Source organism: Streptomyces sp. NBC_00028, assembly GCF_045041065.1.
Lineage (GTDB): Bacteria > Actinomycetota > Actinomycetes > Streptomycetales > Streptomycetaceae > Streptomyces.
The window spans coordinates 4,766,374-4,793,019 of the sequence record NZ_CP108293.1 but is presented as its reverse complement, the minus strand read 5'-3'; the positions used below and the strand labels follow the sequence as shown (position 1 = coordinate 4,793,019).

The following is a 26,646-nucleotide window of genomic DNA, read 5'->3' as shown; positions in this document are numbered from 1 at the left end:
CAGCACATTGCATAAGAAGTCAGGCATAAGCGAGCATCATGCGCCCAGTGTCTGCTCGCCGGGCCGGTGTCAGCCCGCCAGCGCCTTCAGCCGCTTCGCGGCCTCCTCCAGCACCCCCGTCTGCTTGCAGAACGCGAACCGCACGAACGGGGCGCCCGCCTCCCGGTGGTCGTAGAAGACCGCATTGGGGATGGCGACGACACCGGCCCGTTCCGGCAGCGCGCGGCAGAAGGCGAAACCGTCGGTCTCTCCGAGGGGGCGGATGTCGGTGGTGATGAAGTAGGTGCCGGAGGTGCGGAACACCCCGAAGCCGGCCTCCGTCAGTCCCGCCGCCAGCAGGTCGCGCTTGGCGCGCATGTCCGCGCGGAACGCCTCGAAGTAGCTGTCCGGCAGCGCGAGCGCCTCGGCGACGGCGTACTGGAAGGGGCCGGAGGCGACGTACGTCAGGAACTGCTTCGCCGACCGCACCGCGCTGACCAGCGAAGGCGAGCCGGTCACCCAGCCGACCTTCCAGCCGGTGAAGGAGAAGGTCTTGCCGGCCGAGCCGATCGTGACCGTACGGTCGCGCATGCCGGGGAAGGTCGCGAGCGGGATGTGCTCGGCGTCGTCGAAGACCAGGTGTTCGTACACCTCGTCGGTGACGACCAGGAGGTCCCGCTCGACCGCCAGCTCGGCGATCGCGGTGAGCTCCTCGCGGGTGAGGACCGTGCCGGTGGGGTTGTGCGGTGTGTTGATCAGCAGCAGCCGGGTCTTGTCCGTCACGGCCGCGCGCAGCTCGTCGAGGTCGAGGCGGAAGCTGTCGCCGTCCGGGCGCAGGGTGACCGGGACGCGGGTGCCGCCCGCCATGGCGATGCAGGCCGCGTAGGAGTCGTAGTACGGCTCGAAGGCGATGACCTCGTCGCCGGGCTCCAACAGCGCCAGCAGCGCGGCGGCGATCGCCTCCGTGGCGCCCGCCGTCACCAGGACCTCCGTATCGGGGTCGTACGACAGTTCGTACCGCCGCTGCTGGTGCGCGGCGATCGCGGTGCGCAGCTCCGGGACGCCGGGACCCGGCGGGTACTGGTTGCCGCGCCCGTCACGCAGCGCCCGCACGGCCGCCTCCCGGATCTCCTCGGGGCCGTCCGTGTCGGGGAAACCCTGGCCGAGGTTGATCGAGCCGGTCTGCACGGCGAGCGCGGACATCTCGGCGAAGATCGTCGTCCCGAACTCGGCGAGCCGGCGGTTGAGGTGCGGGCGTGCGGTGGAGGTCATGCCGGTCATCCTGCGCCCAAGCTCTGGACTTCCTCAACTCTGCTTTGGCTGATGAGACGCCGGGGCATCTCCCTCGCACGCAGGACCCGAGGCGCCCACGGGGGGTCGTCTCGGGTGACATGGAAGGAGGGTGGCGCCATGGTTCTCGGCATCATCCTGGCAGTGGTGCTCATCGGGTTCGTCGTCCTGATCATCGCGAGGGCGACCAGTGGGAGCTCGCACGGGGTGCGGGCGGGTCGGCGCGGCGGCAGCGCCGGCAGCAGCTGGTGGGCCGACGGGGGGTCGAGCAGCGGCGGTTCGTCGTGCGGCTCGTCCTCGTCCTCCTCCTGTGGTTCCTCCTCCTCGTCCTGTGGGGGTGGCTCGTCGTGTGGCGGCGGGTCGTCCTGCGGGGGCGGCGGTGGTTGCGGCGGCGGCAGCTGAGCGGCCGGGACCTCGGGGGGACGGAAGGGGGGTGACGCCGTGATCACGGCTCTCGTCATCATCCTGGTGGCCCTGTACTGGGCTCTGATCCTGTGGTTGATCAGATGGGCGGTCCGCCGGAACCGAAAGGGTGGCCGACGCTCGTACAGCTTCGGGAGCGCCGGTGGCGGCGGTGACACCAGCGGCAACAGCTGGGCGGACGGAGGCGGAGGCGGGGACAGCGGCGGCTCGTCGTGTGGCGGCGGGTCGTCCTGCGGAGGCGGGGGTGGGGGCGGATGCGGGGGAGGCAGCTGACACGGGGCAGCTGAGCTCCTGTCGCGTCCGGACGAGCCGGGCCCAGGAGGCACTGGGGCCCGGCTTTTCGCGCCCGGGGCGCGGATGCCCCGGCGTACGCCCTGGCGGGCCCGGCGTGCGCCGTAGTTGAACAGTTGAACTGTGGGGCCCTCTGAGGGATGGAAACGCCACGAAGTTGGGTAAAAACGCTGTGGCGGCGCCACAGTTCATGATTCCCTCTAAATCACCAACGCGGGCCCTCGGCCGTCCTCCGGACACTTCAGCTGTGACATCCCGACCGGGCCGACCGGGCCGAATCCCCGCCGGTGTCGACCCGGGTGCGCCGGCGCCCCCCCCACACCGCCCTTTCTTTGCGTGCTTGCGGAGCCGATCCATGCTCACGACCCTGAACACCTCCTACACCGACACGCGCGCGGCCGACCTCGCCTGGGCCCTGGGACGCGAGCCGCTTCCGGCGCTGGCCACGCTCGACCTGGAACTGACCGGGACAAAGCTCCAGTTGAGACTCCTCGGCGCGTCCCACCAAGTGCTCCTGGAGGAGGAGCGGGGCATCTGTTCGGAGACGGTGGCGTGCATCTCGGGCAGCAGCACACCCCTGCCGCTCGGCGTCGCCAAGCGGGTCGGCGACTGGGAGTACGAGTTCGCGGCCCGCGTGGAGTTCCTCTCCCCGGGCCAGTTCGCGGGCCGCGCCCAGGAGTTGCTGGCCCTGGTCTCCGACCATCCGCACGGCCTCGCGGGCGTCTTCCCCGGCAGCCCGCACGCGTTCACGGCCCTCCTCGCCCAGCACCACGAGGGGCAGGTCCTCTGGCGCACCTGGCACGCGTACCCGCAGGACGGCCAGTTGGTCGCCACCCGGACCCGGGTCGGCGTCAAGGTCCCCGCCGCGCTCTAGCGGTTGAGTCGCCCCGTCGGCCGCGCAAACCCCCGTCGGCCCGCTGCGCGTGAGTTCCACACGTGTGGGTGACGAAGCGTGCCGTTTCAGTGACGTACCGTCGCAACGTGATCGAACCGCACGCGCCCGCCCCGCCCGGCGCCCCGCCGCCCTGGGCGGGTCCCGTGCGGCTTCCCGTGCGGCCCGCGGTCGGGCGGTTCCTCGTCCTGGCGGGTGTCTTCGTCTGCGCCGCGTGCGGACTGGTGTACGAACTCGAACTGGTCGCCCTCGCCTCGTACTTGATCGGCGACTCCGTCACCCAGGCCTCCGTCGTGCTGTCCGTGATGGTCTTCGCGATGGGCGTCGGCTCACTCCTCGCCAAGCGGCTGCGCCGGCACGCCGCGGCCGGCTTCGGCGCGATCGAGGCCGCGCTCGCCCTCGTCGGCGGGTGCAGTGCGATGGCGCTGTACGCCGTCTTCGCCTGGACCGGCGACTGGGGCGGCCTGTGGGCCCACGGACCGCGCTGCCTCCTCGTCGCGTTCTCCCTCGCGATCGGCCTCCTCATCGGCGCCGAGGTCCCCCTGCTGATGGAGCTGATCCAGCGCATCCGCCGCCAGGACGCGGGCGGCGCGGTCGCCGACCTCTTCGCGGCGGACTACGTCGGCGGCCTCGTCGGCGGCCTCGCCTTCCCGTTCCTGCTCCTCCCCCTGCTCGGCCAGCTGACCGGCGCCCTGATCACCGGCACCGTCAACGCGATCGTCGGCGGCGCCCTCGTCCTCGGCCTGTTCCGCCGCGACCTCACCCGCCGGGCCCGCTGGCTGCTGGTGATCGCCAACCTCGCCGTGCTCGGCATCCTCGCCGCGGCCGCCGTCCTCGTCGACGACTTCGAACGCGCCGCGCGCCACGCCGTCTACGGCGACGACGTCCGCGTGGCCCTCCAGACCGACGTCCAGGAGGTCGTCCTCACCGGCGGCACTGACGGCCGCCCCCTCGACCTCTTCCTCGACGGCCGCCTCCGCGTCAGCGGCCGCGACGAACGCCACTACCACGAGGCGCTCGTCCACCCCGCGATGAACGGCCCGCACACCCGCGTGCTCATCCTCGGCGGCGGCGACGGACTCGCGGCCCGCGAGGTGCTGCGCCACCCCGACGTACGCCGGGTCGACGTCGTCGAACTCGACGCCGGAGTGGTCCGGCTGGCCCGCACGGACCCCGCCCTCGCCGCCCTCAACGGCCACGCCTACGCCGACCCGCGCGTCCATGTCACCACCGGCGACGCCTTCGGCTGGCTGCGCGGGGTGCGCCCGGCGGCGTACGACGTGGTGATCGCCGATCTGCCCGACCCGGGCATCACCGCCAGCACCAAGCTCTACTCCCAGGAGTTCTACGGCCTCGCCCACCGCGCCCTCGCCCCCGACGGACGCCTCGTGGTGCACGCCGGCCCGGTCTCCTCCCGTCCCCGCGTCTTCTGGACGGTCGAGGCGACCATCCGCGCGGCGGGCCTCCACACCGCCCCCTACCGCGTCGGCGGCCGTGACGAGGGCTTCGCGGCAGGCCCCGACCGCACCACGGCCGCCAGCCGCGCCCCCCGCGACTGGGGCTTCGTCCTCGCCGCCCCGAACCACCGCCCACCCCTGCGCCTCGACCCCCATGAGCCGCCCCTGAAGACCCTGACCCAGCAGGACCTGGACGCCGACGGAAGGGCGGCGGAGCGGATGCGCGCGCCGGGGGCCGGGCCGACGGTGTCGACATTGGTGCATCCGCGCTACTGACGGGCCCGCCGAGGAGTGGGTGTCCGCTCGACGCGCGGTCACTTTCGACCAACGGGGGTGCACTCGGCGGTCCTCTGGGTAGGCTCGCGGACCATGGAGCATGAGGTGTTCGTTCCGGTTCCGGCCGAGCGGCTCAGGGAGGCACTGGCCGATCCCCTACGGGTCGCCCGGGCCGTTCCCGGGCTCCAACAGGACGCCGGCGCCGAGCCCGTCACCGGGCGGCTGAAGGTACGCGTCGGGGGTCACACCATCACCTATCGGGGGTCCGCCCGGATCTCCGTACGGGACGACGGGACGTACGGCATCGAGGGCGACGCCGTGGAGGCGCGCGGCAGCGGTGCGGTGACGCTCACGCTGGTGCTGCGGCCGACGGAGGCCGAGGGCGGAACCACCCTCACCTTCACGGGGACCGCGTCGGCGGACGGGCGGATCACGGAGCTGCCCGAGGACGCGGTGACCTCGGCCGTGAGCCGGTTGCTGAACCGTTTCGCGGAGAACCTGGGGAACGCGGCACGGGGGCCGGCTTCCGAGGCCGGTGAGAGCACCGAGGCAACTGAGGCCGCTGAGGCGTCCGAAGTGCCTGAGGCACCCGTGGTGCCCGAGGTACCGGAAGCACCCGAGCCCCCCGAAGAGTCGGACGAGCCCGAGGCCCCTGAGACTCCCGAGCCCCCCGCCCCCTCCCAAGTCCCCACCCCCGACCAGGACTTCACCACCCCCCGCGACCTCCCCGCCGAAGCCGCGCACGCGCGGCGGACGATGATCGGGCGGAGCGCGGAGGAGGTGGATCACGCACCGCCGCGCGGCCGGTACGCGCCCGTCCCCGCACCGCAGACCATCGCCCCGAACCCGGCGCTGCGATGGGCCGCGCCCGCCGCGGCCGTGGTGCTGGCGTCGGCGATCGTGGTGGGGCGGGTGCTGCGCAAGCGGCACTGACGGGCCGCCGGGGTGGTGGCGCGATCGCCCTCTTGATCGCCCCAGTAGGGTCGTCCCGTGAGTAACGAACCCATCACGCTGACCGCGGGTGACGCGGAGGTGACCGTACTGCCGGGCAACGGCGGACGGATCGGCGGGCTGCGCGTCGACGGGGTCGAACTGCTGCGGCAGGGCGACCGATTCGGCTGCTTCCCGATGGTGCCCTGGTGCGGGCGGACCAGGGACGGCCAGTTCCGCAACGGCGCCACCCTGCACCAGCTGCCGCTGAACTCCCCGCCGCACGCCATCCACGGCACCACCCGCGACGGCGCCTGGCGCGTCGCGCGCACCTCGGCCGACGAGGCCGTCATCACGTACGACCTGGTCGAGCCGTGGCCCTATTCCGGCCGGGTCACCCAGGCCGTCGCCCTGACGCCCGACTCCGTCACGCTGACCATGTCCGTGGAGACGTACGACACCTCCTTCCCCGCCCAGATCGGCTGGCACCCGTGGTTCCACCGCAACCTCGGCGGCGAGGACGTGCGGGTGGCCTTCGAGGCCGGGTGGCAGGAGGAGCGCGGGGACGACCACCTGCCGACCGGGCGGCGTATCGACCCGAAGCCCGGACCCTGGGACGACTGCTTCGGCATGCCCGGCGGCGTCGACGTGACCCTGACCTGGCCGGGGCAGCTGGAGCTGAAGGTGGCCTCCCGCGAGGAGTGGGTCGTGGTCTACGACGAGCAGGCCGAGGCCGTGTGCGTGGAGCCGCAGACCGGGCCGCCCAACGGCCTGAACACGCTGCCGCGCCTGGTCACGCCCCTGGAGCCGCTCGAAGCCGCCACCACCTGGAGCTGGCGGCGCCTCTAAGCTGGGCGGCATGACGGACGTACGCGGCACGCTGCTGCAGCAGATCAAGGACAAGGCCGTGGTGCACGGCAAGGTGACCCTGTCGTCGGGTCTGGAGGCGGACTACTACGTCGACCTGCGACGCGTCACCCTGGACGGGGAGGCGGCCCCGCTGGTCGGGCAGGTGCTGCTCGACCTGACCGCCGACCTGGAGTTCGACGCGGTGGGCGGGCTGACGATGGGCGCCGACCCGGTCGCCGCCGCGATGCTGCACGCCGCCGCCGCGCGCGGGCAGAAGCTCGACGCCTTCGTCGTCCGCAAGGCCGCCAAGGCGCACGGTCTCCAGCGCCGCGTCGAGGGCCCGGATATCGCGGGCCGGCGCGTCATCGTCGTGGAGGACACCTCCACCACCGGCGGTTCTCCACTGACCGCCGTGGAGGCCGTGCGGGAGGCGGGCGCCGAGGTCGTGGCCGTCGCCACGATCGTCGACCGGGCCACGGGCGCCGCCGAGAAGATCGAACAGGGCGCCGGGGTGCCGTACCGCTTCGCCTTCTCCAAGGACGAGTTGGGCCTGGACTGAAAAGGGCACTGGAAAGGTCCGGCAACCGGGACTTACGGCCGCTCCGAGCATCCCGGTTCGTCTGGAAAGATGGGGCCCGACGATGACGTCGCAACCCCCACACCAAGGTCTAGGTCAGGGCCGTAAGCACGTAGTACGCCAACCCGCACACTCCAAGGAGCGGACAGATGCCCATCGCAACCCCCGAGGTCTACAACGAGATGCTCGACCGGGCGAAGGCAGGCAAGTTCGCCTACCCGGCCATCAACGTCACCTCGACGCAGACCCTGCACGCGGCACTGCGCGGCTTCGCCGAGGCCGAGAGTGACGGCATCATCCAGATCTCGACCGGTGGCGCCGAGTTCCTGGGCGGTCAGCACAACAAGGACATGGTCACCGGCGCCGTAGCCCTGGCCGAGTTCGCGCACATCGTCGCCAAGAAGTACGACATCACCGTCGCGCTGCACACGGACCACTGCCCGAAGGACAAGCTCGACGGGTACGTACGTCCGCTGATCGCGGTCTCCGAGGAGCGCGTCGCCCGCGGTGAGAACCCGCTCTTCCAGTCGCACATGTGGGACGGCTCGGCCGAGACCCTCGCCGACAACCTGGCGATCGCGCAGGAGCTGCTGGCCCGCACCGCCGCGGCGAAGATCATCCTTGAGGTCGAGATCACCCCGACCGGCGGCGAGGAGGACGGTGTCTCGCACGAGATCAACGACTCCCTGTACACGACCGTCGATGACGCGCTTCGTACGGCTGAGGCCCTCGGCCTCGGTGAGAAGGGCCGCTACCTGCTCGCCGCGTCCTTCGGCAACGTGCACGGCGTCTACAAGCCGGGCAACGTCGTCCTGCGTCCCGAGCTGCTGAAGGACCTCAACGAGGGTGTCGGCGCCAAGTACGGCAAGACCTCTCCGTTCGACTTCGTCTTCCACGGCGGCTCCGGCTCCACCGCCGAGGAGATCGCGACCGCGCTGGACAACGGCGTCGTCAAGATGAACATCGACACCGACACCCAGTACGCGTTCACGCGTCCGGTGGCGGCCCACATGTTCCAGAACTACGACGGCGTCCTGAAGATCGACGGCGAGGTCGGCAACAAGAAGACCTACGACCCGCGCACCTGGGGCAAGCTCGCCGAGGGCAGCATGGCCGCGCGCGTGACGCAGGCCTGCGCCGACCTTCGTTCGACGGGTACGAAGATCAAGTAACCCCCGTAGTACGTCTCGTGCAGTGAGCCCGGTGCTTCGGCGCCGGGCTCACTGTTTACTGGGCTCATGCCCGATGTCCGGCTGGCCTCATCGCAGGGCAAGTGGATCCTGCTCACCACCGTGCTCGGCTCCAGCATGGCGATGCTGGACTCGACCGTCGTCAACGTGGCGCTTCCCCGTATCGGCGAGGATCTCGACGCCGACCTCGCCGCACTCCAGTGGACGATCAACGCGTACATGCTGACGCTGGCCGGGCTGATCCTGCTCGGCGGCTCGCTGGGGGACCGGTACGGGCGGCGCAAGGTCTTCGTCGTGGGTGTGGTGTGGTTCGCCGCGGCTTCCCTGCTGTGCGGGCTCGCGCCGAACGCCGGGGTGCTCATCGGGGCGCGGGCGCTGCAAGGCGTGGGTGGCGCGCTCCTCACGCCCGGCTCCCTGGCCCTCATCCAGGCCTCCTTCCATCCCGACGACCGGGGGCGGGCGGTCGGTCTGTGGTCCGGCTTCGGCGGCATCGGGGCGGCCGTGGGGCCGTTCCTGGGCGGCTGGCTGGTGGACGGGCCCGGCTGGCGCTGGGTGTTCCTGCTGAACGTCCCGGTCGCGCTGCTGTGCGCCCCCATCGCCCTACGGCATGTCCCCGAGTCCGGCGACGGCCGCAAGCACGCCGGCTTCGACGTGCTGGGCGCCCTGCTGGGGGCGCTCGCGCTGGCGCTGGTGACGTACGCGCTGATCGAGGAGGACTGGATCACGGCGGTGCTCGGCGTGGTCGCCGGTGTCGCCTTCGTGTACGTCGAGAAGCGGCGCCCCGACCCGATGATGCCGCTCGGGATCTTCGCGTCGAGGCAGTTCACCGCCGTCAACCTGGTCACCCTCTGCGTCTACGCGGCCTTCGGCGGCTTCTTCTTCCTGGCCGCGCTCCAGCTCCAGGTCGTCGCCGGTTACTCGGCCCTCGGCGCCGGTACGGCCCTGCTGCCGACGACGGCGATGATGCTGCTGTTCTCGGCCAGGTCGGGTGAGCTGGCCGACCGGATCGGTCCGCGCATCCCGCTCACGGTCGGACCGCTGCTGTGCGCGCTCGGCATGCTGCTCATGCTCCGGGTCGGGCCGGACGCGAACTACTTCGCCGACGTCCTCCCCGCCCTCCTCGTCCTCGGCCTCGGCATGGTCACCCTGGTCGCCCCGCTCACCGCGACCGTCCTCGCCTCCGTGGACGTGGCCCGGGCGGGCCTGGCCAGCGGCATCAACAACGCGGCGGCCCGCGCGGCCGGCCTCATCGCGGTCGCCGCGCTCCCGCTAATCGCCGGGATGGGCGAGGAGGCGTACCGCACCCCGGCCGCCTTCGACGACGCGTTCGGGCGGGCGATGGTGGTGTGCGCGGGGGTGCTGATCGTGGGGGCGGCGGTGGCGTTCACGACGGTCCGGCGGCTGCCGCCGGACTGCACCCGGCCGGAGTGCCTGCACCACGGTTCCGTCACGGCTCCGCCGCTGGAGGGGCAGCGGACGCGGGGGAAGCTGGCGTAGGAGACTGGACCCATGTCGATTCACGAGAACCTCCTCGGGGGCCCGCCCCCGACCCACCTCCCCGACGACCCGGAGCCCCGCGAGCTCCTGGCGAACGGCACGGCCCCCGCGGACGTCGCCGCGAAGTACCCCACCTCCTCGCTGGCCTGGGCCCAGCTGGCCGACGAGGCGTTCGAGCGGGGCAGCGTCGTGGAGTCGTACGCCTACGCCCGTACGGGCTACCACCGCGGTCTGGACGCGCTGCGCCGCAGCGGCTGGAAGGGCCACGGCCCGGTCCCCTGGGAGCACGAGCCGAACCGCGGCTTCCTGCGCGCCCTGCACGCCCTCGCCCGCGCCGCGGGTGCCATCGGGGAGCAGGAGGAGTACGAGCGCTGCTCGCAGTTCCTGAAGGACTCCTCGCCGACGGCGGCGCAGACGCTGGGCTAGAGCCTTCTGTTTCGGTGCGGGCCCGGCTGTGATCTGTGATCCGGTCGGGCCTTGCGCACCTCGGGGGTGACGGCTGAGGATTCGTTTGGGGACCGGGGCCCCCGTGTCGGTAACGGCAGGGGCGGACCGCTACCCGGAGTACACAACAGGAGACAGCGATGTCCCACGAGGCTCATGAAACGCAGGAGCCCGAGACCCCGCATCTCGACTTCGAAGGCACGACGCCGTACGAGGACTACGTCAAGGCGGACGTGCTCACCCACCTCCAGCACACCCTCTCCGACGATCCCGGAGAGATGGTCTTCCTGGTCACGACCCAGGTGATGGAGCTGTGGTTCACGGTCATCGTCCATGAGTGGGAGACCGCGGCCCGGGCGCTGCGCTCCGACGACGTGCCCGTCGCGGTCGACGCGCTGAAGCGTTCCGTACGGGAGCTGGAGGCGCTGAACGCCTCCTGGCGGCCGCTCGGCCAGCTCACCCCGGCCCAGTTCAACTCCTACCGGGCCGCGCTCGGCGAGGGCTCCGGCTTCCAGTCGGCGATGTACCGGCGGATGGAGTTCCTGCTCGGCGAGAAGTCGGCGTCCATGCTCGTGCCGCACCGGGGCGCCCCGCGGGTGCACGCCGAGCTGGAGAAGGCGCTGCACGAGCCGAGCCTGTACGACGAGGTGCTGCGGCTGCTGGCGCGCCGCGGGCACGCGATCCCGGCCGCCGTGCTGACGCGTGACGTGTCGCTGCGGTACGAGCCGTCGGCGGAGGTCGAGTCCGTCTGGACCGCCCTCTACGCCGGTGACGGCAACGCTGAACTCGCCCGACTGGGCGAGGCGTTGACGGACGTCGCCGAGCTGGTGTGGCGCTGGCGCAACGACCATCTGGTGGCCACCCGGCGCGCGATGGGCGCCAAGACGGGCACGGGCGGCTCCGCCGGGGTGGCGTGGCTGGAGAAGCGGGCGCAGAAGAACGTGTTCCCCGAGCTGTGGACGGCGCGGTCGTATGTCTGAGTTCGCGATGCGGGCGGAGAAGCTCGACGCCGGTGATGAACTGGCGGACGTGCGCGGGAAGTTCGTGCTCGACGAGGTCGTGTACCTGGACGGCAACTCGCTGGGCGCGCTCCCGGCCGCCGTCCCGGGGCGCGTGGAGGACGTCGTACGGCGCCAGTGGGGCGAGCTGCGGATCCGGTCCTGGGACGAGAGCGGCTGGTGGACGGCGCCCGAGCGGATCGGTGACCGGATCGCTCCGCTGGTGGGGGCGGCGGCCGGGCAGATCGTGGTCGGCGACTCCACAAGTGTCAATGTTTTCAAGGCGCTTGTGGCGGCGGTGCGGATCGCGGGCGGGCCTGGTTCCGGCCGGGACGAGATCGTCGTCGATGCCACGACCTTCCCCACGGACGGCTACATCGCCGAGTCGGCGGCGCGGATGACCGGGTGCACGCTGATCCCGGTGACACCGGCCGAGGTGCCCGGGGTGCTGGGCGAGCGTACGGCGGCCGTGCTGCTGAACCACGTCGACTACCGCACGGGCCGGCTGCACGACCTGCCGTCGCTGACCGCCGCCGTGCGAGAGGCGGGGGCGGTGGCGGTCTGGGACCTGTGCCACAGCGCGGGCGCGCTGCCGGTCGGGCTGGACGAGCACGGGGTCGACCTGGCGGTCGGCTGCACCTACAAGTACCTGAACGGCGGCCCGGGTTCACCGGCGTACCTGTACGTCCGGCACGGCCTCCAGGACCGCTTCGACTCCCCGCTGCCCGGTTGGAACTCGCACGCGGAGCCCTTCGGTATGCGGCCCGCGTACGAACCGGCGGCGGGCGCGGTGCGCGGCCGGGTCGGTACGCCGGACATTCTCTCGATGCTGGCCCTGGAGGCGGCACTTGAGGTCTGGGAGGGCGTCTCCATCGAGGCGGTACGGGCCAAGTCCCTTGCCCTGACCGACTTCTTCCTGGAGTGCGTGGCCGCGTATGCGCCCGTGGGACGCGTGGAGTCGGTGACGCCGGTGGCCCACGCGGAGCGCGGCAGCCAGGTCGCGTTGCGGTGCGACGACGCCGGGGAGGTCATGAAGGAGCTGATCGCGCGGGGCGTGGTCGGCGACTTCCGGCACCCGGACGTGCTGCGGTTCGGATTCACGCCGTTGTACGTCGGCTTCGGTGAAGTGGAGCGGGCGGCACGGGTGTTGGGGGATGTGCTGAGCAGGACTTAGTCCTCTTTGCGGCCCGTGTAGACCCCTGCTGTCGCGGCGGCGTGAGCGGCTTGTGCCGCGCGTTCGGCGGCGGCGGGGGTCGGGGCCGTTCCGGTGGTCAGCAGCGCGTAGTAGAGCGGTGCGGACACGGCTCGTACGACGTCCTCGGCGTCCGTCCCCGGCGGCAACTCCCCACGCTCGACCCCCTGCTGGACACAGGGCGCCCACTCGGCGACCCGGATGTCGTAGAACCGTCGTAGGGCCTGTGCCGTGCGTTCGTCGCAGGTCGCGGCGGCGATCACCGCGCGGAACAGGGCGCCTTGGCGGGGGTCGGCGAGGGTTCGCTGTACGAGACGGGCGTTGGCGCGGAGGTCGCCCAGCACGGTGCCGGTCTCCTCGCGCGGCAGCGACTGCTCGGCCATGTCGGCGAGGAGGTCGGCGACCAGACCGGTCACCGAGCCCCAGCGCCGGTAGACGGTGGTCTTGCCGACCTCGGCTCGGCGGGCCACGTCGGCCAGGTCGAGATGCGCGAACCCGTGCTCGGCGAGGACGTCACCGGCCGCCTGGAGCACGGCCGCGCGGACACGGGCGGTACGCCCTCCGGGACGTACGGTGCCGGGTTCGGCGGACATATCGGCCTCCATGGGGACGGTTGTGGGGGCTGTCGTACGGGACGGGCTTCGACGCGGGCTTTGACGCGGGCTTCGACGGGCTCAGCGTAACGAAACAGCAGAACCGTTTAACCCTCACCGAGCGTGACATGCGTGTGTCCGCGCACGTCACGGGCCTGATACCGTCCCCGCCTACAGTCGAATTCTCGTCCAAATGCGTTTTATCGCTGAGAGGTTGGAGCATGCCCGACGACTCCGCAGCAGCCCGGGCCGCCGCCGAGGAGGAGTCGGCGTTCTCCCACCCGCCCGTCGACCCCGACGTCAGTTCCGCGTACGGCGACCACCCCGACCAGGTGATCGACTTCTACGCTCCGAAGGGTGAGATCCCGGCGGGCGTGCTCGCTCCGCTGGTGGTCGTGTTGCACGGTGGCGCGTGGCGGGCGCCGTACGACCGACGGCACATCACGCCGTTCGCCGACTATCTGGCACGGCGGGGGTTCGCGGTGGCCAACGTGGAGTACCGGCGGGGGGCGTTGTTGCCGGGGCAGGACGCGTCCGGGGGCCAGGACGCCTCCGGGGGGCGGAACGCGTCCGGACCGGTCGCCGGGCGCTGGCCGGACACGTTCGACGACGTGGCGGCGGCGATGGACGCGTTGCCCGCGCTGGTACGAGCGGCTCTTCCGCAGGCCGACCCGCGCCGCACGGTGGTCACCGGGCACTCCGCGGGCGGGCACCTGGCGCTGTGGGCCGCGGCGCGGCACGTGCTGCCGGCTGATTCCGGCTGGCGCGTGGACCGGCCCCCACCCCTGCGGGGCGTGGTGGCGCTGGCCCCCATCGCCGACTTCACGACGGCGGAGAAGCTGGGCGTGTGCGGGGGTGCCTCGCTGCAACTCCTGGGCGGCGACGAGCACTTCGCGACACGGCAGCCGTATGCCGACCCGGCGCTGCTGCTGCCGACGGGGATCGCGACGACGCTGGTGCAGGGGCGTACGGACGACGTGGTGCCGCAGGCGGTCGCCGACGCGTACGCGGACGCGGCGGCGAAGGCGGGGGAGGTGGTGGGGGTGACGTTGCTGGAGGAGGTCGGCCACTTCCCGCTGATCGATCCGGCGGCGGATGCGTGTGCGGTGGTGGCGGAGGAGATTGCGCAGTTGGCGTGGTGAGGGGTTGTTGGGGGGTGTGGTGAGGGGGCTTTGAGGTCGGGCCCCTTTCATACCCGTAATACCTGAGAGCTACGGCGGATGTGAGCTCCCCGGCGGGACGCGGACGAGGTGTCCGGATCCGTAATTTCCCACTCAGAGAGGCCCGATGGACGGGCGGACTGGGAGGGGGAGACGGACATGGGGTTTTCGATCAACCGTATGTCAGCGCAGCCTGCGGGCAGTCGTGCCGCTGGGGCGGCACGGGTGGGCGCTGGGGGTCCCCCCTCTGGGGGAGGCACCCCGCAAGCGCGGGCAAGCGAAACGCCCCCACCCGCATCCCCACCCCGCCGCACCCACACACGGCGCCGAGCGACCCTCGCCACCCTCATCACGGCCGCCGTAGTACTTCCCCTCTCCGCCGCGGCCCGCCCGGAGATACCGGCTCCGGCTCCAGCCACGCTGCCCCACCTGACGGTGTCCACCCTGGACAAGGCCTACGCGGCGAACAGAGAAAACGCCGCCGAAGCCTCCCGCATGGCCGCCGCCCACGGCGACACCCACCGAGCCACGGCCGACCGAGCCCTGGCCACCCCCACCCACCACCTCCTCCACTTCGACGGCCGAGGCGAAGGCCAAGCCACCGAGGTCTTCGGCGACTTGGCCCACGCCGAGCACATCGCCGTCCTGGTCCCCGGCTCCGACACCTCCCTCGACACCTACGCCCGCTTCCGCGCCGACGCGACCGCCCTCCGCGGCGAGCTGCACCACACAGAGCCCCGCACAGCGGTCATCACCTGGCTCGGCTACAAGACCCCGGACACCATCAGCACGACGGTCACGACCACCGGCAGAGCCGACCAAGCCGCCCCCCACCTAAGGCAGTTCATACGCCAACTCCGAGGAATCGTCGGCCCGACCCCGACCGTCTCCCTCCTCTGCCACTCCTACGGCTCGGTCGTCTGCGCCCGCGCCGCGTCCCACCTGGACGCGACCGACCTCGTGCTGCTCGGCAGCCCTGGTACCGGCGAGGACACCGCCGCGGCCCTGCATGCCCGCGCCCGCGTCTGGGTCGGCCGCGGCAGCGACGACTGGGTGGCGGAGGTACCGCACATCAAGACGGACCTGTTCGGCACGACTGTCGGCTTCGGCACCGACCCCATGTCCCCGTCCTTCGGCGCGAACCGCTTCGCGGCGGGCGACGGCGGCCACAGCGACTACTTCGACCCCGGCTCGGTCTCCCTGACGAACCTGGCCCGGATCGTCCTGGGCAGGACCTCGGAGGTCACCCATGCGTGAACTCCGGAAGTACATAGGCGAGGGCGCCGCCCGTCTGGACGCGGCGACGCCCGTCGACCGGGACAGGGCGGTGGACGCCCTGCGGGCCTTCGCCATCCTCGGTGTGGTCCTGGGCCACTGGCTGGTGACCGCCCTCGTGGCGGACGGCGGTGCCCTGCACACCGCGAGCCCGTTGCAACACATGCCGTGGCTCGCCCCGATCTCCTGGGCGTTCCAGACCCTCGCCGTGTTCTTCCTGGTGGGCGGTCATGTGGCGACCCGGAGCTACACCTCCGCGCGGGCCCGCGGGACGACGTACGGCGCATGGCTGACCGCCCGGCTGTCCCGGCTGTTCAAACCGGTCGCGGCCGTCCTCACCCTGTGGACGGTGGCGGCGGCCGGACTGCTCCTGACGGGCGCGGAGTTCGGCACGGTCCACACCCTCGTCAAACTGGCGCTGTCGCCCATGTGGTTTCTCGTGGTGTTCGCCGCGCTGACGGCGGCGACGCCGCTGCTGACCCGGCTGAGCCCGTTGTGGCCGCTCGCCGTCGTCCTCCATGTCGACCTGATCCGCTTCGGCCTCGGCGGCCCGGCCTGGCTGGGCTGGGTCAACGTGGCCGCGGGCTGGCTGGTGCCGTACACGCTCGGCGCGGCCTGGACGCGCGGTGAGCTGGAGCGGCGCCGGGCGGGCTGGGTCCTGGTGGCGGGCGGTGCGGTGGCGACGGCGGCACTCGTCGCGTGGGCCGGCTATCCGGCGTCGATGGTCGGTGTCCCCGGCGCCGCGGTGTCCAACCTGAACCCGCCGACGCTGGCCGCGGTCACCTTCGGTCTGGCCCAGTGCGGTCTGGCGCTGCTGCTGCGCGACCGGCTGCGCGGGGCGATGCGTCGCCCCGCGGCCTGGGCGGCGGTCGCCCTGGTGAACCTCTCCGCGATGACGGTCTTCCTCTGGCATCAGACGGCACTGATGGCGACCACGGCCACCGGCCTCCTCGCGGGGCGCCTCCCGGGCCTGCACACCGTCCCCGACGGCCTCGGCTGGGTCGCGGCCCGCCTGGCCTGGCTGCCGGTGTTCGCCCTGGCCCTCGCCGTCTGCTGGACGGCGTTCCGCTCCTACGAGCAGGGCGGTCGCCGAGGCGGGGCCCCGCGGGTCGTGCGCAGGCATCGGCCGACCGAAAGGACGAGGTCCGTGGAGGTGCACGGTGTCTAGGGTGGGGCGCGTGACGGAAACGGGGATCCAGCACGTGGCCAGGGGCTGGGCGCTGCGCTGGCTGCGCGCACTGCGCGACGACCTGGGCACGGTCCGCGTGGATCCGCTGCCGCCGTCGGTCTGGATGCGCTGGCTGCCGCACGGGCTGCTGTGCCTGGCCGCGTTCGGCGTCACGCTCGGCGCCGTCGCCCAGCTCGGGGACCAAGGATCGCTGCGGTCCTCCTGGGCGTTCCTCATCGGACTCGCCCAGGGCGGCGCGGTGGTCCTCGCGATGTGGCGGCCGGTCGCGGGGTGGTGGCTGTCCATGGCGGCCACCATGGTGGGAGCCCTGGCCGTGCACGGCAAGCTCGGCGGCCCGGCGGGGGGCTTCACCTGGCCCTGGACGGCGGCCGGGATCGTCGCCCATCTGCTCGTGCTCCTGCTGCTCTCCCTGCGCGTCCGTACCCGGGCCGCCGTGGAGGCGCTGGCGCTGACCGCGCTCGTCACCTATGTCCTGCAAGGGCTGTGGGGCGGCCCGGACTACACGCCCACCGGCGTGATCGCGGTCGTCCTCTCCGGGATCGTCGTACTGCTCGGCGCCGCCCTGCGCGGCCGTCGGGAGGCCAAGGCGCAGCTCGTCGAGCAGACCTCGCTCACCGCGGAGGAGCGGGCCCGGCGCACGCTGCTGGAGGAGCGCAGTCGTATCGCCCGCGAGCTGCACGACGTGGTGGCCCACCACATGTCCGTGATCTCCATACAGGCCCAGGTCGCCCCGCACCTGGTCGAGAACCCGTCCGACGAGCTCAAGGAGAACCTGGAGGGCATCCGGGAGAACGCGCTGGAGGCGCTGACCGAACTGCGCCGCGTGCTGGGGGTGTTGCGCTCGGAGCACCCCGACACCGCGGACCCGGCCGACGGCCCTGGCGGCGACAGCGGCACCGGAACCGCCCCGCACACCCCGCAGCCCACCCTCGACCGGCTCGACGCGCTGGTGGAGAACACCCGGGCGGCCGGACTGACCGTCCGGGTCGACGTGGTCGGCGAGCGGCTGCCGCGGCCGCCGGGCGTGGAGCTGTCGGCGTACCGGATCGTGCAGGAGGCGCTGAGCAACGTCCTGCGCCACGCGCCCGGCGCTACGGCCACGGTCCGGCTCGTCCACCATCGGCACGGCGTGGACGTGCGGATCACCAACTCGCCGTCCACCCGCGCCGCCCCGTTCTCCCGTGGCGCCGGGCACGGTCTGCTCGGCATGCGCGAGCGGGCGGCGATGCTCGGCGGCACCCTGCGCGCCGGGCCGGCGCCCGACGGCGGCTTCGAGGTGGCCGCGTACCTGCCGACCTCACCCCCGTGGGCCGAAGCCCCAGCCCCTGGCACCGCCCCCCACACCGCCCCCGACTCCAAGGACGGCTCCGTATGACGAGCAGCCCCATCAGCCCTGTCAGCCCCATCCGTGTACTGATCGCCGACGACCAGCAGATGGTCCGGCAGGGCTTCACCGTGCTGCTCAACACCCAGCCGGACATCGACGTGGTGGGGCAGGCCGTCGACGGTCTGGACGCGGTGGCGAAGGTCGCCGAGCTCGCCCCGGACGTCGTGCTGATGGACATCCGGATGCCGGAGCTCGGCGGGATCGAGGCCACCCGCCGTATCACCGAGGCGACGCCGCAGATCAGAGTGCTGGTGCTGACGACCTTCGATCTCGACGAGTACGTGTACGAGGCGCTGCGTGCGGGCGCCTCCGGCTTTCTGCTGAAGGACGCGTCCGCCGACCAGCTCGCCGAGGCGGTACGGGTGGTGGCGGCCGGCGACGCGCTGCTCGCGCCCGGCATCACCCGGCGCCTGATCACCGAGTTCTCCCGCCTCGACCATCGCCCCCGGGCGCCCCTGAAGGATCGGGTCGGCGATCTGACCGAGCGGGAGACGGAGGTGCTCGCGCTGATCGCGCAGGGCCTGTCGAACGCGGAGATCGCGCAGCGGCTGGTGGTGGCGGAGCAGACGGTGAAGACGCATGTGGGCCGCATCCTGGTGAAGCTGGGGCTGCGGGACCGCACGCAGGCGGCGGTGTTCGCGTACGAGTCGGGGCTGGTGCGGCCGTCCGGCTATTGAATGTCCGGCTGTTGAACGTCCGGCTGTTGAACCGGGTGGACCGTCGAGGACGGTGGCCCCATGGGCCTGTGGGCCCGTGGTCCGCGCAGGACCCGTAGGTCCGCGCAGGACCCGTAGTACCTGAGACGGATGCCGAAGGACCCCTCTCACTGGTGACGACCGCGACCCGGGCCTCGGCCTACGGTTCTGTATGTGACCGAGACGACCCACATGCAGACACCGCCGGCGGGGGACGGGGCCAAGCCGCGCAGCCCGGAGTACCGGCTGGCCGCGAGCGCCCTGCGCGGGCTCCGGCAGGACCTCTTCCATGACGCCTTCGCCTACCGCCCGCTGCCCCGGATGCGGGTCGACGGCCCGCTGACCCGGCGGCTGCCCGGCTCCCTGGGCGGGTACGCGGCCTGGACACCCCATGCCGTGATCTCCGCGGCAGCCCTGATCACGCTGCTCTTGGCGACGGTCGACACCAGCGTGGCCCCGTTGCTCGCTCCACTCGCCGTGCTTCCGATCCTGCTGACCATGCTCCGGCCGACCGCGGCGTTCTGGCTGTCGATGGCGGCCACCCCGGTCAGCCAGGTCTTCGGCAGCTACATGGACGGCTACCCCTGGCTGCCGGCCAGCTTCGCCTGTCACCTCACGGTGCTGACGGTCGTGGCGATACGCACCAAGCCGCGTACGGCGGCGTACATGTGGGCCGTCACCGCGGCGTACGGCTTCGTGGCGGACGTGATCCTCGGCCCGGTCTACTACTACGGCGACGACACGGCCCCCATGCTGGTCCTCTCCGCGCTGGTCCTGCTGGTCGTCGCCGTGTGGCACACCCGCCGCGAGGCCCGCCAGGAGGTGACCGCCCAGCAGACCGTCACGGCGCACGAGCGCTCCAAGCGCACCCTGCTGGAGGAGCGTTCGACGATCGCCCGCGAGCTGCACGACGTGGTGGCGCACCACATGTCGGTCGTCGCCATCCAGGCCGAGGCGGCCCCCTACCGGGTGGAGAACCCGCCGCCGGAGCTGGAGCGCGCCTTCGCGACGATCCGCGAGAACGCGGTGGCGGCGCTCACCGAACTGCGCCGGGTGCTGGGCGTGGTGCGCGCCGAGGACTACGAGGCCCCGGACGCCCCGCAGCCCACGCTCGCCGACCTCGACGGACTGTTGGCCAATGTGCGGGACACGGGTCTGTCCGTACAGAAGACGGTGACCGGGGCGGTGCGAGAGCTGCCGCAGGGGGTGGAGCTGTCGGCGTACCGCATAGTCCAGGAGGCGCTGAGCAACACGCTGCGGCATGCGCCGGGCGCGACCGCGCAGGTGGAGATCGGTTACGTCCTCGGCGGCCTGGGCCTGCGGATAGTCAACGGCGCGCCACCCGCCGGGGCCCTGCTGAAGCCGTCGCCCGGCGCCGGCCATGGGATCACGGGGATGCGGGAGCGCGTCTCGATGCTGAACGGCGAGATGACGGCGGGCGCGACGGACGAGGGGGGTTACGAGGTGGCGGTGTACCTGCCGGTGCCGAGTACGAGTACGAGTACGAGCGAGGGTGACGCATGACCATCCGCGTACTGATCGCGGACGACCAGATGATGGTGCGCGAGGGCTTCTCGGTGCTCCTCAACGCGATGCCGGACATCGAGGTCGTCGGCGAGGCCGTCAACGGCCGTGAGGCGGTGGCGAAGGTCCGTGAACTGGGCCCGGACGTGGTCCTGATGGACATCCGGATGCCGGAGCTGAACGGCATCGAGGCGACGCGCGAGATCGTGGCGGCGGACGGTGCGGCGAAGGTCCTCGTCCTGACCACGTTCGACCTCGACGAATACGTCTACCAGGCCCTGAAGGCAGGAGCCTCGGGCTTCCTCCTGAAGGACGCCTCGGCCCGCCAACTGGCCGACGGGGTGCGGGTGGTGGCCTCGGGGGAGGCCCTGCTGGCGCCCTCCGTGACCAAACGCCTGATCACGGAGTTCTCGAAGCTCTCCGACGCCCCCCGGCTGATGCCCTCCGCCCACGCGGCCTACGGCGATCTGACCGAACGCGAGACGGAGGTCCTGGTCCTGATCGCGCAGGGCCTGTCGAACGCGGAGATCGCGGGGAGGCTGGTGGTGGCGGAGTCGACGATCAAGACGCATGTCAGCCGGGTGCTGGTGAAGCTGGGGCTGCGGGACCGGACGCAGGCGGCGGTGTTCGCGTACGAGGCGCGCTTGGTGACGCCGGGATAGGGGGCGTAGGGGGTCCGGAAAAAATAGGGTGGGCGTCAGCCGATGAGTTTCTCCATGATCAGCGGTCGTAGATCACAGCTGAACACCACACAAACAAACTCACAGACAGACGACGGAGGAACCGACATGCGCACCCTCATCAGCACCGCCTTCATCTCGCTCGACGGCGTAGTGGAGGCCCCGGGCGGCGAGCCCGGTTACCGGAACTCCGGCTGGACCTTCAAGGACATCGAGTTCCTCCCCGAGGCGTTCGAGATCAAGGGCCGCGAGCAGAAGGAGGCGAGTGCGATGATGCTGGGCCGGACCAGCTACGAGGCGTTCAGCCCGGTGTGGCCCGGCATGGAGGAGTTCGCCGACTACAAGGTGATGCCGAAGTACGTGGTCTCGACGACCCTCACCGAGGACGACCTCGTCTCGAACTGGGGCGACACGACGATCCTGCGCTCCCTCGACGAGGTCGCCGAGCTGAAGAAGACCGAGGGCGGCCCGATCATCATCCACGGCAGCGCCACCCTGAACCGGTCCCTCGCGGACGCCGACCTCATCGACCGCTACCACCTCCTGGTCTTCCCGGTCCTCCTCGGCGCCGGCAAGCGTCTCTTCTCCACCACGGACAAGGACAAGCAGCAGCTGAAGCTGGTCGAGCACGAGGCGTATGCGAACGGCCTGCAGAAGAACGTCTTCGACGTGGTCCGCTGAGTCGCTAGTGCCAGTTGCTGATCTGGACGTCGTGCGGCGAGGGCTCGCCCTTGCCGGTCTCGATCAGCTTCTTCAGGCTCATCAGGTAGGTCGCCCACTTGGTACTGCAGTGGTACATGAACTCCACCGGCTCCTTCCAGCCCTCGTGCCGGAACAGCACGATGGTGAAGTCGTCCTCCTGCTTGAGGTCGAAGCGGATTTGGGTGCCGATCCATTCCTCGGGGCCGTCGACGACCTCCCAGAGCAAGCGCTCGGTGGGCTGAGTCTCCAGGACCTTCATGTCGAACCCGCCGGGTACGAAACGGAACCGGATGACTCCCCCGACTCCGGGGTCGCCCTCCGTGTCCTGCGTCCACCAGTTCGCGAGCCCCTCGACGGTGGTCAGGGCCGTGTAGACGGCGTCGGGGGATGAGGTGATTCCGATCCTGTGCAGGATGTCGGGCATCTCGATACCTCTCTCTGATGTGGTGTTCCTGATGGCCGGGGTCAGTGCTCCCGGTCGCGCTGGATCGCCTCGGCGATGCGCTTGATGCGGTGCAGCCGCGCGTCCCAGCTCGCCCCGACCGAGGCCAATTGGGCTGTGGCACGGGCGAGTTGCTCCTCATCCACCTCGTATCGGCGCTCGCGTCCGGACGGGGTGGCGTGGACGAGCCCGACCCGGTGGAGTACGCCGAGGTGTTTGGCGACCGCCTGGCGTGTGACCGGCAGCCGCTCGCTCAGCGAGGTCGCCGTGCCGAAGCCGTCGGCCAGCATCAGGTCGACCATCCGGCGCCGGGTCGGGTCTCCGACGGCGGACCACAGCTCGTCGTCGACGGTGACGCTCACGGCGTGGACACCAGCCGGTTCACGTAGGTGACGAGGCGCGGCAGGAAGTGGTCCCAGCCGGTGGCGTGCTCGCGGTAGGCGTTCTCGAGCACGGCCGCCTCCCAGCCCCGTTCCCGGAAGCCGGCTTCGCTGAAGCGCAGCAGCGTGCCGGAGCCGGACGCGGTCAGTTCGAAGGTCACCAGCAGGGAGTTGGTCGGTGTCGCGGCCTCGCCCTCGTCGTACACCCACCGGAAGGAGAACCGCCGGGGCGGATCGGCGTCCACGACGGTGAGGGATTCGACCTTGGCGTCCGGCGCGTTCCTGTCCCCGAACGAGATGACGCCGATGGCTCCGGGCACGGGCTTGAGCTCGGCCTCGTCCGGCCACCACTCCCTCAGATGCTCGGGTCTGCTGACGACCTCGTAGACCACCTCGGGCGTGGCGTCGATGTGGATCTCCCGCTCGATGCTGCCGTACTCCATGTCTCCCACCCGGCCCTTTCGCAACCTTTGGTTGCGTATCACTGTAAGCCCGGGAGGTGATTACGTGCAACCATCGGTTGCGTGTCGCGCTTACGCCGTCGCCAGCTCGCACCACACGTACTTGCCGCGGTTGCCGAATCTGGACAGCGGCTGCCAGCCCCAGAGGTCGGAGGTGGCGGCGACGAGGGCGAGGCTGCGGCTGGATTCGGCGTCCAGGTCGCCGGTCAACTTCTGGGGAGGGTCCGGGGGTTCGGGGTCGGCGTCCCAGGCCCCGATGCGCAGGACGCCGTCCCGCCAGCGGAGGCGGAGGGCGGCGGGGCCGTCCGTGTGGAGAACGGCGTTGGAGACCAGCTCGGCGGCGAGCAGCTCCGCGGCGTCGACGAGGGTGATGAGGCCGTGCATGGTCAGGATGAGGCGGAGGGTGCGGCGACTTACGGTGACGGCTCTGGGGTCGTTGGGGATGTAGAGGGAGTACTCCCAGGGGTCGGCGGTGGTTTCGGGCATGCGGATAACTCCGTTCAGGGGGTGGGGAGTTGGGTGCGGTGGCGGTGCCGCAGGGTGGTCGCGGTGCACTTCCGCACGGTGTGCTTTGCATCACTGACGGTATTGCATAAATTTTTGCTGGCGCAAGCGGATGTCGTAATCTGACACCCGAACGTGGCAAGACGGCACGGCAGTTGAGGAGAGCGAATGGCGCCGAGGAGTCAACCCACGGCACGTCAGGTGCGACTCGGTGCCGAGCTGCGTCGTCTACGGGAGGCTGCTGGACTGAAGGCTCGCGAGGTCGCCGAGCTGCTGAATTCGACTTCGGCCCAGATGAGTGTGGTGGAGGCGGGCCTTGCTGGTGCGAGTGAGGAGCGAGTGCGTCGCCTTGCTGCCGTCTACGGCTGCACGGACGAGGCGTTGATCGAAGCGCTCGTGGCAATCGCGGTCGACCGGACCCGGGGTTGGTGGGAGCAGTACCGGGGGGTCCTCGATCCAGTGTTCCTGGACACGGCAGAGATCGAGTACCACGCGGCGTACCTGCGCGAAGTGGTGACGTACTACGTTCCGGGCCTGCTTCAGACGGCCGACTACGCCCGCTCGGTGTTCGCCTACACGAACCCGGGCCACTCCGAGGATGATGTGGCACTCCGGGTTGAGCACCGGATGAAACGCAAAGCTGTGATCGAGCGAGATACTCCGGTTCCGTACGAGACGATCGTCCACGAGTTCGCTCTGCGCGTGCATGTGTCTGACCGCCGGGCATCACTCGCGCAACTCCGCTTCATCCTCGACAAGATCGACGCAGGTCAAGCGGTAGTGCGTGTCATCCCTGTGGAGCGAGAAGGCTTCGCGGGCGCGGGAGCCTCAATGCTGTACATCGGCGGCCCGGTGCGCCAGTTGGACACAGCCCTACGTGATGCTCCTACCGGCGCGAGGCACATCGATGCGCAGCCACAGCTGGAGCACCTCAGAACCCTCTTCCGTAGAGTGCAGACAGCGGCGCTGGACCCCGTTGCGTCGCGTGACTTCATCTACCGCCTGGCGAAGGAGCTGTCGTGAACTGGCGAAAGTCCAGCTACTCCGGCGGAGGCGCGGGGGACGCCTGCGTCGAGATAGCCACCACCCCCACCCGCGTACTGCTCCGCGACTCAAAAACCCCCACCCGAGCCACCCTCTCCTTCCCCCTCCCCTCCTTCACGGCTCTCATCAACCACCTGAAGGAAGAAGTCCCCCCATGGAACAGCGAGTCACCCTGATCACCCTCGGCGTCTCCGACCTGGCCCGCAGCAAAGCCTTCTACGAAGCGCTCGGCTGGCAGGGCCAGGAGGTTCAGGAGACCGTATTCTTCCAGGCCGGCGGTCTCGGGCTGGTCCTCTGGGGCCGGGACAAGCTCGCCGCCGACTGCGGTCTGGAGGCGGACAAGGAACCGCCCGCCTTCGGCGGCATCGTCCTCGCGCACAACGTCCGCAGCGACGCCGAGGTCGACGAACTCCTCACCGCCGCGCAAGCCGCCGGCGGCACCGTCACCAAGCTCGCCAACCTCAACGAGATCGGCTTCTACTCCGCCGCCTTCACCGACCCCGACGGACACGCCTGGGAGATCGCCCACAACCCTGGCTTCCCCCTCGCGGAGGACGGGACGGTCACGCTGCCCGACTTCGGCCGCCCCTGACCGCTACGACCCCGTCGCCGGGAACAGCCGTTCCACCGCCCGCACCACCGCGGCCCGGCGTGCCGTCAGGGACCGGTCGCGGACCTGGTCCGCGACCGCGTCCACCAGGTCGAGCTGGCCCGCCCAGGCCGAGGCGATCTGGTTGAGGAAGACGAGGATGTCGATGGGCTCCCAGGAGGGGTCCAGTTGGCCGGCCTCCTGTGCCTTGCGGATCTGCTCGGTCTTGCGGCGGATGGTCTCCCTCATCGCGGGGTCGTCTGCGGTGTCACCGGCGAGTTCCAGGCGGCCCCAGCTCACGAGCCGGTAGCGGTCGGGGTGCTGGATGAAGTAGTCGTGCACGCGGCCGGCGTATTCGGGGAGGTTGGTCGGGTCCAAGCGGGTCGCTTCGGAGACCGCGGCCAGTTCCCGTCCGGCGACGAAGCCGTAGAGCTCTTCCTTGCTGCGGAAGTACGCGTAGAGGCGTTCCGTGCTGGTCTTCGCGGCCTTGGCGATACGGGTGATGCGGGCGCCGGCGATCCCGTACCGGGCGAACTCGGCCCGCGCCGCGGTGACGATGCGGTCGCGGGTCGAGTCCGGGGTCGTCGAAGAGGTCATGCGTCGAGGTTACCCAGCCAAAACGTTCTGTTTGGCGAGGGCCACCCTCCGGGCGTACAGTCGATCAAAGCAAACATTTTGGTTTGACTTGATGGGCAGGAGTACGTCATGCAGCAGAGGACACTCGGCGGCCAGGGCCTCACCGTCTCGGCGCTCGGCTACGGCTCGATGGGTCTGACCATGGCCTACGGGCCCGGCGACGAGCAGGAAGGCGTCGCCGCGATCCAGCGCGCCCACGAGCTGGGCGTCACCTTCATCGACACCGCCGAGCTCTACGGCTGGGGCACGGGCTCCAACGAGATCCTGGTCGGCAAGGCGGTCAAGGGCTTCCGGGACGAGGTCGTGCTGGCCACGAAGTTCGGCTTCGATCTCTCGGACCTGTCGGACATGTCCAAGGGCTTCGGGCTCAACAGCCGCCCCGACAACATCCGCAAGGTCGCCGACAACAGCCTGCGCTACCTCGGCGTGGATCACATCGACGTCTTCTACCAGCACCGCGTCGACCCGGACGTGCCGATCGAGGAGGTCGCCGGGACGGTCAAGGAGCTGATCGACGCGGGCAAGGTGAAGTACTTCGGGCTCAGCGAGGCAGGTCCGCAGACCATCCGCCGCGCCCACGCCGTACAGCCGGTGTCGGTGCTCCAGACCGAGTACAGCCTCTTCGAGCGGGACGTCGAGCGGCTCTTCCCGGTCCTCGACGAACTCGGCATCGGTTTCGTCCCGTACTCCCCGCTGGGCCGCGGCTTCATCACCGGCACGGCCAAGCCCGCCGGTGAGTACGACACGACCGACATGCGCCGCGGCGACCCGCGCTGGCAGCCCGGCAACTTCGAGAAGAACGTGACAGCCGTCGAGCGCCTCGCCGCCCTCGCCGCGGCCAAGGACGCCACCGTCTCCCAGCTGGCACTCGCCTGGCTCCTCACCCGCGGCGAGCACATCGTGCCGATCCCGGGCACCCGCAGCGTGCGGCGCATCGAGGAGAACGCGGCCGCGGCGGACCTCACGCTGACCGGCGCCGACCTCGAAGCGATCGCCGAGATCCTCCCCCACGGCGGTTTCGGTGCCCGCTACGCCGCGGAACACGTCCCGGTCTGGGTCTGACACCCCTGGTCAGGAGGGGGAGGGTCGGGCTAGCGTCC

Annotated in this window: 30 protein-coding genes; 23 read left to right on the top strand and 7 right to left on the bottom strand. The window is 71.0% G+C overall.

Annotated features, from left to right (window positions below; translation table 11 throughout):
• Positions 1-69: 69 nt before the first annotated feature.
• On the bottom strand, positions 70-1,260 hold the full coding sequence (locus tag OG885_RS21435; RefSeq protein ID WP_405734022.1) for a pyridoxal phosphate-dependent aminotransferase: 1,191 nt from the start codon (positions 1,258-1,260) through the stop codon (positions 70-72).
• Positions 1,261-1,517: 257 nt separating this feature from the next.
• Between OG885_RS21435 and OG885_RS21430 the strand changes: the two genes are divergently transcribed.
• The 11 genes from OG885_RS21430 (at position 1,518) to kynU (ending at position 12,267) form a co-directional block, all read left to right on the top strand.
• Entirely contained in the window at positions 1,518-1,706 is a 189-nt protein-coding gene (locus OG885_RS21430; protein WP_405734020.1) for a hypothetical protein, read from the top strand.
• 632 nt (positions 1,707-2,338) lie between these two features.
• Positions 2,339-2,857 (top strand): DUF2617 family protein, encoded by a 519-nt coding sequence (locus OG885_RS21425; RefSeq protein ID WP_405734018.1) that lies wholly within the window; start codon positions 2,339-2,341, stop codon positions 2,855-2,857.
• A gap of 107 nt (positions 2,858-2,964) precedes the next feature.
• Positions 2,965-4,608 (top strand): polyamine aminopropyltransferase, encoded by a 1,644-nt coding sequence (locus tag OG885_RS21420; protein ID WP_405734016.1) that lies wholly within the window; start codon positions 2,965-2,967, stop codon positions 4,606-4,608.
• A gap of 93 nt (positions 4,609-4,701) precedes the next feature.
• The gene (locus OG885_RS21415) at positions 4,702-5,541 is read left to right on the top strand and encodes an SRPBCC domain-containing protein (protein ID WP_405734014.1); all 840 of its coding nucleotides are present in this window, start codon (positions 4,702-4,704) and stop codon (positions 5,539-5,541) included.
• Between the two features lie 57 nt (positions 5,542-5,598).
• Entirely contained in the window at positions 5,599-6,387 is a 789-nt protein-coding gene (locus OG885_RS21410; protein WP_405734012.1) for an aldose 1-epimerase, read from the top strand.
• A gap of 10 nt (positions 6,388-6,397) precedes the next feature.
• Positions 6,398-6,946: an orotate phosphoribosyltransferase gene (gene pyrE / locus OG885_RS21405; protein ID WP_405734010.1), complete on the top strand. Its 549-nt coding sequence runs from the start codon at positions 6,398-6,400 to the stop codon at positions 6,944-6,946.
• A 167-nt stretch (positions 6,947-7,113) separates the two neighbouring features.
• A complete protein-coding gene (gene fbaA / locus OG885_RS21400; protein WP_405734008.1) occupies positions 7,114-8,136 on the top strand; it encodes a class II fructose-bisphosphate aldolase in 1,023 nt (340 codons plus the stop codon).
• 66 nt (positions 8,137-8,202) lie between these two features.
• Positions 8,203-9,651 (top strand): MFS transporter, encoded by a 1,449-nt coding sequence (locus tag OG885_RS21395; protein ID WP_405734006.1) that lies wholly within the window; start codon positions 8,203-8,205, stop codon positions 9,649-9,651.
• 12 nt (positions 9,652-9,663) lie between these two features.
• Entirely contained in the window at positions 9,664-10,077 is a 414-nt protein-coding gene (locus tag OG885_RS21390) for a DUF3151 domain-containing protein (RefSeq protein ID WP_405734004.1), read from the top strand.
• A gap of 158 nt (positions 10,078-10,235) precedes the next feature.
• Positions 10,236-11,075 carry a tryptophan 2,3-dioxygenase family protein gene (locus OG885_RS21385; RefSeq protein ID WP_405734002.1) on the top strand — a complete coding sequence of 280 codons (840 nt, stop codon included), beginning with the start codon at positions 10,236-10,238 and terminating at the stop codon, positions 11,073-11,075.
• Positions 11,068-12,267: a kynureninase gene (gene kynU, locus OG885_RS21380; protein ID WP_405734000.1), complete on the top strand. Its 1,200-nt coding sequence runs from the start codon at positions 11,068-11,070 to the stop codon at positions 12,265-12,267. Before OG885_RS21385 ends, kynU begins: the two co-directional genes overlap by 8 nt.
• Here kynU and OG885_RS21375 read toward each other — a convergent pair.
• Complete coding sequence (locus OG885_RS21375; RefSeq protein ID WP_405733998.1) at positions 12,264-12,878, bottom strand: TetR/AcrR family transcriptional regulator; 615 nt, start codon at positions 12,876-12,878, stop codon at positions 12,264-12,266. The two genes, kynU and OG885_RS21375, sit on opposite strands and share 4 nt — an antisense overlap.
• Before the next feature lie 221 nt (positions 12,879-13,099).
• On the opposite strand from OG885_RS21375, the gene OG885_RS21370 reads away from it, so the two are divergent.
• From OG885_RS21370 to OG885_RS21335, 8 genes are all read left to right on the top strand, one after another.
• On the top strand, positions 13,100-14,020 hold the full coding sequence (locus tag OG885_RS21370; protein WP_405733996.1) for an alpha/beta hydrolase: 921 nt from the start codon (positions 13,100-13,102) through the stop codon (positions 14,018-14,020).
• A 198-nt stretch (positions 14,021-14,218) separates the two neighbouring features.
• Positions 14,219-15,295 (top strand): alpha/beta hydrolase, encoded by a 1,077-nt coding sequence (locus tag OG885_RS21365; RefSeq protein WP_405733994.1) that lies wholly within the window; start codon positions 14,219-14,221, stop codon positions 15,293-15,295.
• On the top strand, positions 15,288-16,481 hold the full coding sequence (locus OG885_RS21360) for an acyltransferase (protein ID WP_405733992.1): 1,194 nt from the start codon (positions 15,288-15,290) through the stop codon (positions 16,479-16,481). Before OG885_RS21365 ends, OG885_RS21360 begins: the two co-directional genes overlap by 8 nt.
• The gene (locus OG885_RS21355; RefSeq protein ID WP_405733990.1) at positions 16,474-17,877 is read left to right on the top strand and encodes a sensor histidine kinase; all 1,404 of its coding nucleotides are present in this window, start codon (positions 16,474-16,476) and stop codon (positions 17,875-17,877) included. The genes OG885_RS21360 and OG885_RS21355 overlap by 8 nt, the downstream gene beginning before the upstream one ends.
• A complete protein-coding gene (locus OG885_RS21350; RefSeq protein ID WP_405733988.1) occupies positions 17,874-18,566 on the top strand; it encodes a response regulator in 693 nt (230 codons plus the stop codon). The genes OG885_RS21355 and OG885_RS21350 overlap by 4 nt, the downstream gene beginning before the upstream one ends.
• 192 nt (positions 18,567-18,758) lie before the next feature.
• Complete coding sequence (locus OG885_RS21345) at positions 18,759-20,108, top strand: sensor histidine kinase (RefSeq protein ID WP_405733986.1); 1,350 nt, start codon at positions 18,759-18,761, stop codon at positions 20,106-20,108.
• Positions 20,105-20,770, top strand: a complete 666-nt coding sequence (locus OG885_RS21340) for a response regulator (RefSeq protein ID WP_399952558.1) — start codon at positions 20,105-20,107, stop codon at positions 20,768-20,770. Before OG885_RS21345 ends, OG885_RS21340 begins: the two co-directional genes overlap by 4 nt.
• Positions 20,771-20,896: 126 nt before the next feature.
• Positions 20,897-21,469: a dihydrofolate reductase family protein gene (locus OG885_RS21335; protein WP_405733984.1), complete on the top strand. Its 573-nt coding sequence runs from the start codon at positions 20,897-20,899 to the stop codon at positions 21,467-21,469.
• A gap of 4 nt (positions 21,470-21,473) precedes the next feature.
• Here the strand turns inward: OG885_RS21335 and OG885_RS21330 are convergent, their stop codons facing one another.
• The 4 genes from OG885_RS21330 to OG885_RS21315 form a co-directional block, all read right to left on the bottom strand.
• Positions 21,474-21,914 (bottom strand): SRPBCC domain-containing protein, encoded by a 441-nt coding sequence (locus OG885_RS21330; RefSeq protein WP_405733982.1) that lies wholly within the window; start codon positions 21,912-21,914, stop codon positions 21,474-21,476.
• Positions 21,915-21,955: 41 nt separating this feature from the next.
• Positions 21,956-22,294, bottom strand: coding sequence for an ArsR/SmtB family transcription factor (locus OG885_RS21325; protein WP_405733980.1), 339 nt, complete (start codon positions 22,292-22,294; stop codon positions 21,956-21,958).
• Positions 22,291-22,755 carry an SRPBCC domain-containing protein gene (locus tag OG885_RS21320; RefSeq protein ID WP_405733978.1) on the bottom strand — a complete coding sequence of 155 codons (465 nt, stop codon included), beginning with the start codon at positions 22,753-22,755 and terminating at the stop codon, positions 22,291-22,293. Before OG885_RS21320 ends, OG885_RS21325 begins: the two co-directional genes overlap by 4 nt.
• Positions 22,756-22,845: 90 nt before the next feature.
• Complete coding sequence (locus tag OG885_RS21315) at positions 22,846-23,259, bottom strand: ATP-binding protein (RefSeq protein WP_405733976.1); 414 nt, start codon at positions 23,257-23,259, stop codon at positions 22,846-22,848.
• Positions 23,260-23,445: 186 nt separating this feature from the next.
• On the opposite strand from OG885_RS21315, the gene OG885_RS21310 reads away from it, so the two are divergent.
• From OG885_RS21310 to OG885_RS21300, 3 genes are read left to right on the top strand one after another with little or no spacing between them, the layout of a single operon-like run.
• Complete coding sequence (locus OG885_RS21310) at positions 23,446-24,300, top strand: helix-turn-helix domain-containing protein (RefSeq protein ID WP_405733974.1); 855 nt, start codon at positions 23,446-23,448, stop codon at positions 24,298-24,300.
• Positions 24,297-24,497, top strand: a complete 201-nt coding sequence (locus OG885_RS21305) for a DUF397 domain-containing protein (RefSeq protein WP_405733972.1) — start codon at positions 24,297-24,299, stop codon at positions 24,495-24,497. The genes OG885_RS21310 and OG885_RS21305 overlap by 4 nt, the downstream gene beginning before the upstream one ends.
• Positions 24,476-24,913, top strand: a complete 438-nt coding sequence (locus OG885_RS21300) for a VOC family protein (RefSeq protein ID WP_405733970.1) — start codon at positions 24,476-24,478, stop codon at positions 24,911-24,913. The genes OG885_RS21305 and OG885_RS21300 overlap by 22 nt, the downstream gene beginning before the upstream one ends.
• 3 nt (positions 24,914-24,916) lie before the next feature.
• Here OG885_RS21300 and OG885_RS21295 read toward each other — a convergent pair whose 3' ends face one another.
• Positions 24,917-25,507 (bottom strand): TetR family transcriptional regulator, encoded by a 591-nt coding sequence (locus OG885_RS21295; protein ID WP_405733968.1) that lies wholly within the window; start codon positions 25,505-25,507, stop codon positions 24,917-24,919.
• Positions 25,508-25,615: 108 nt separating this feature from the next.
• Here OG885_RS21295 and OG885_RS21290 point away from each other — a divergent pair, with 108 nt between their 5' ends.
• On the top strand, positions 25,616-26,608 hold the full coding sequence (locus OG885_RS21290) for an aldo/keto reductase (RefSeq protein ID WP_405733966.1): 993 nt from the start codon (positions 25,616-25,618) through the stop codon (positions 26,606-26,608).
• The last annotated feature ends 38 nt before the right edge of the window (positions 26,609-26,646 follow it).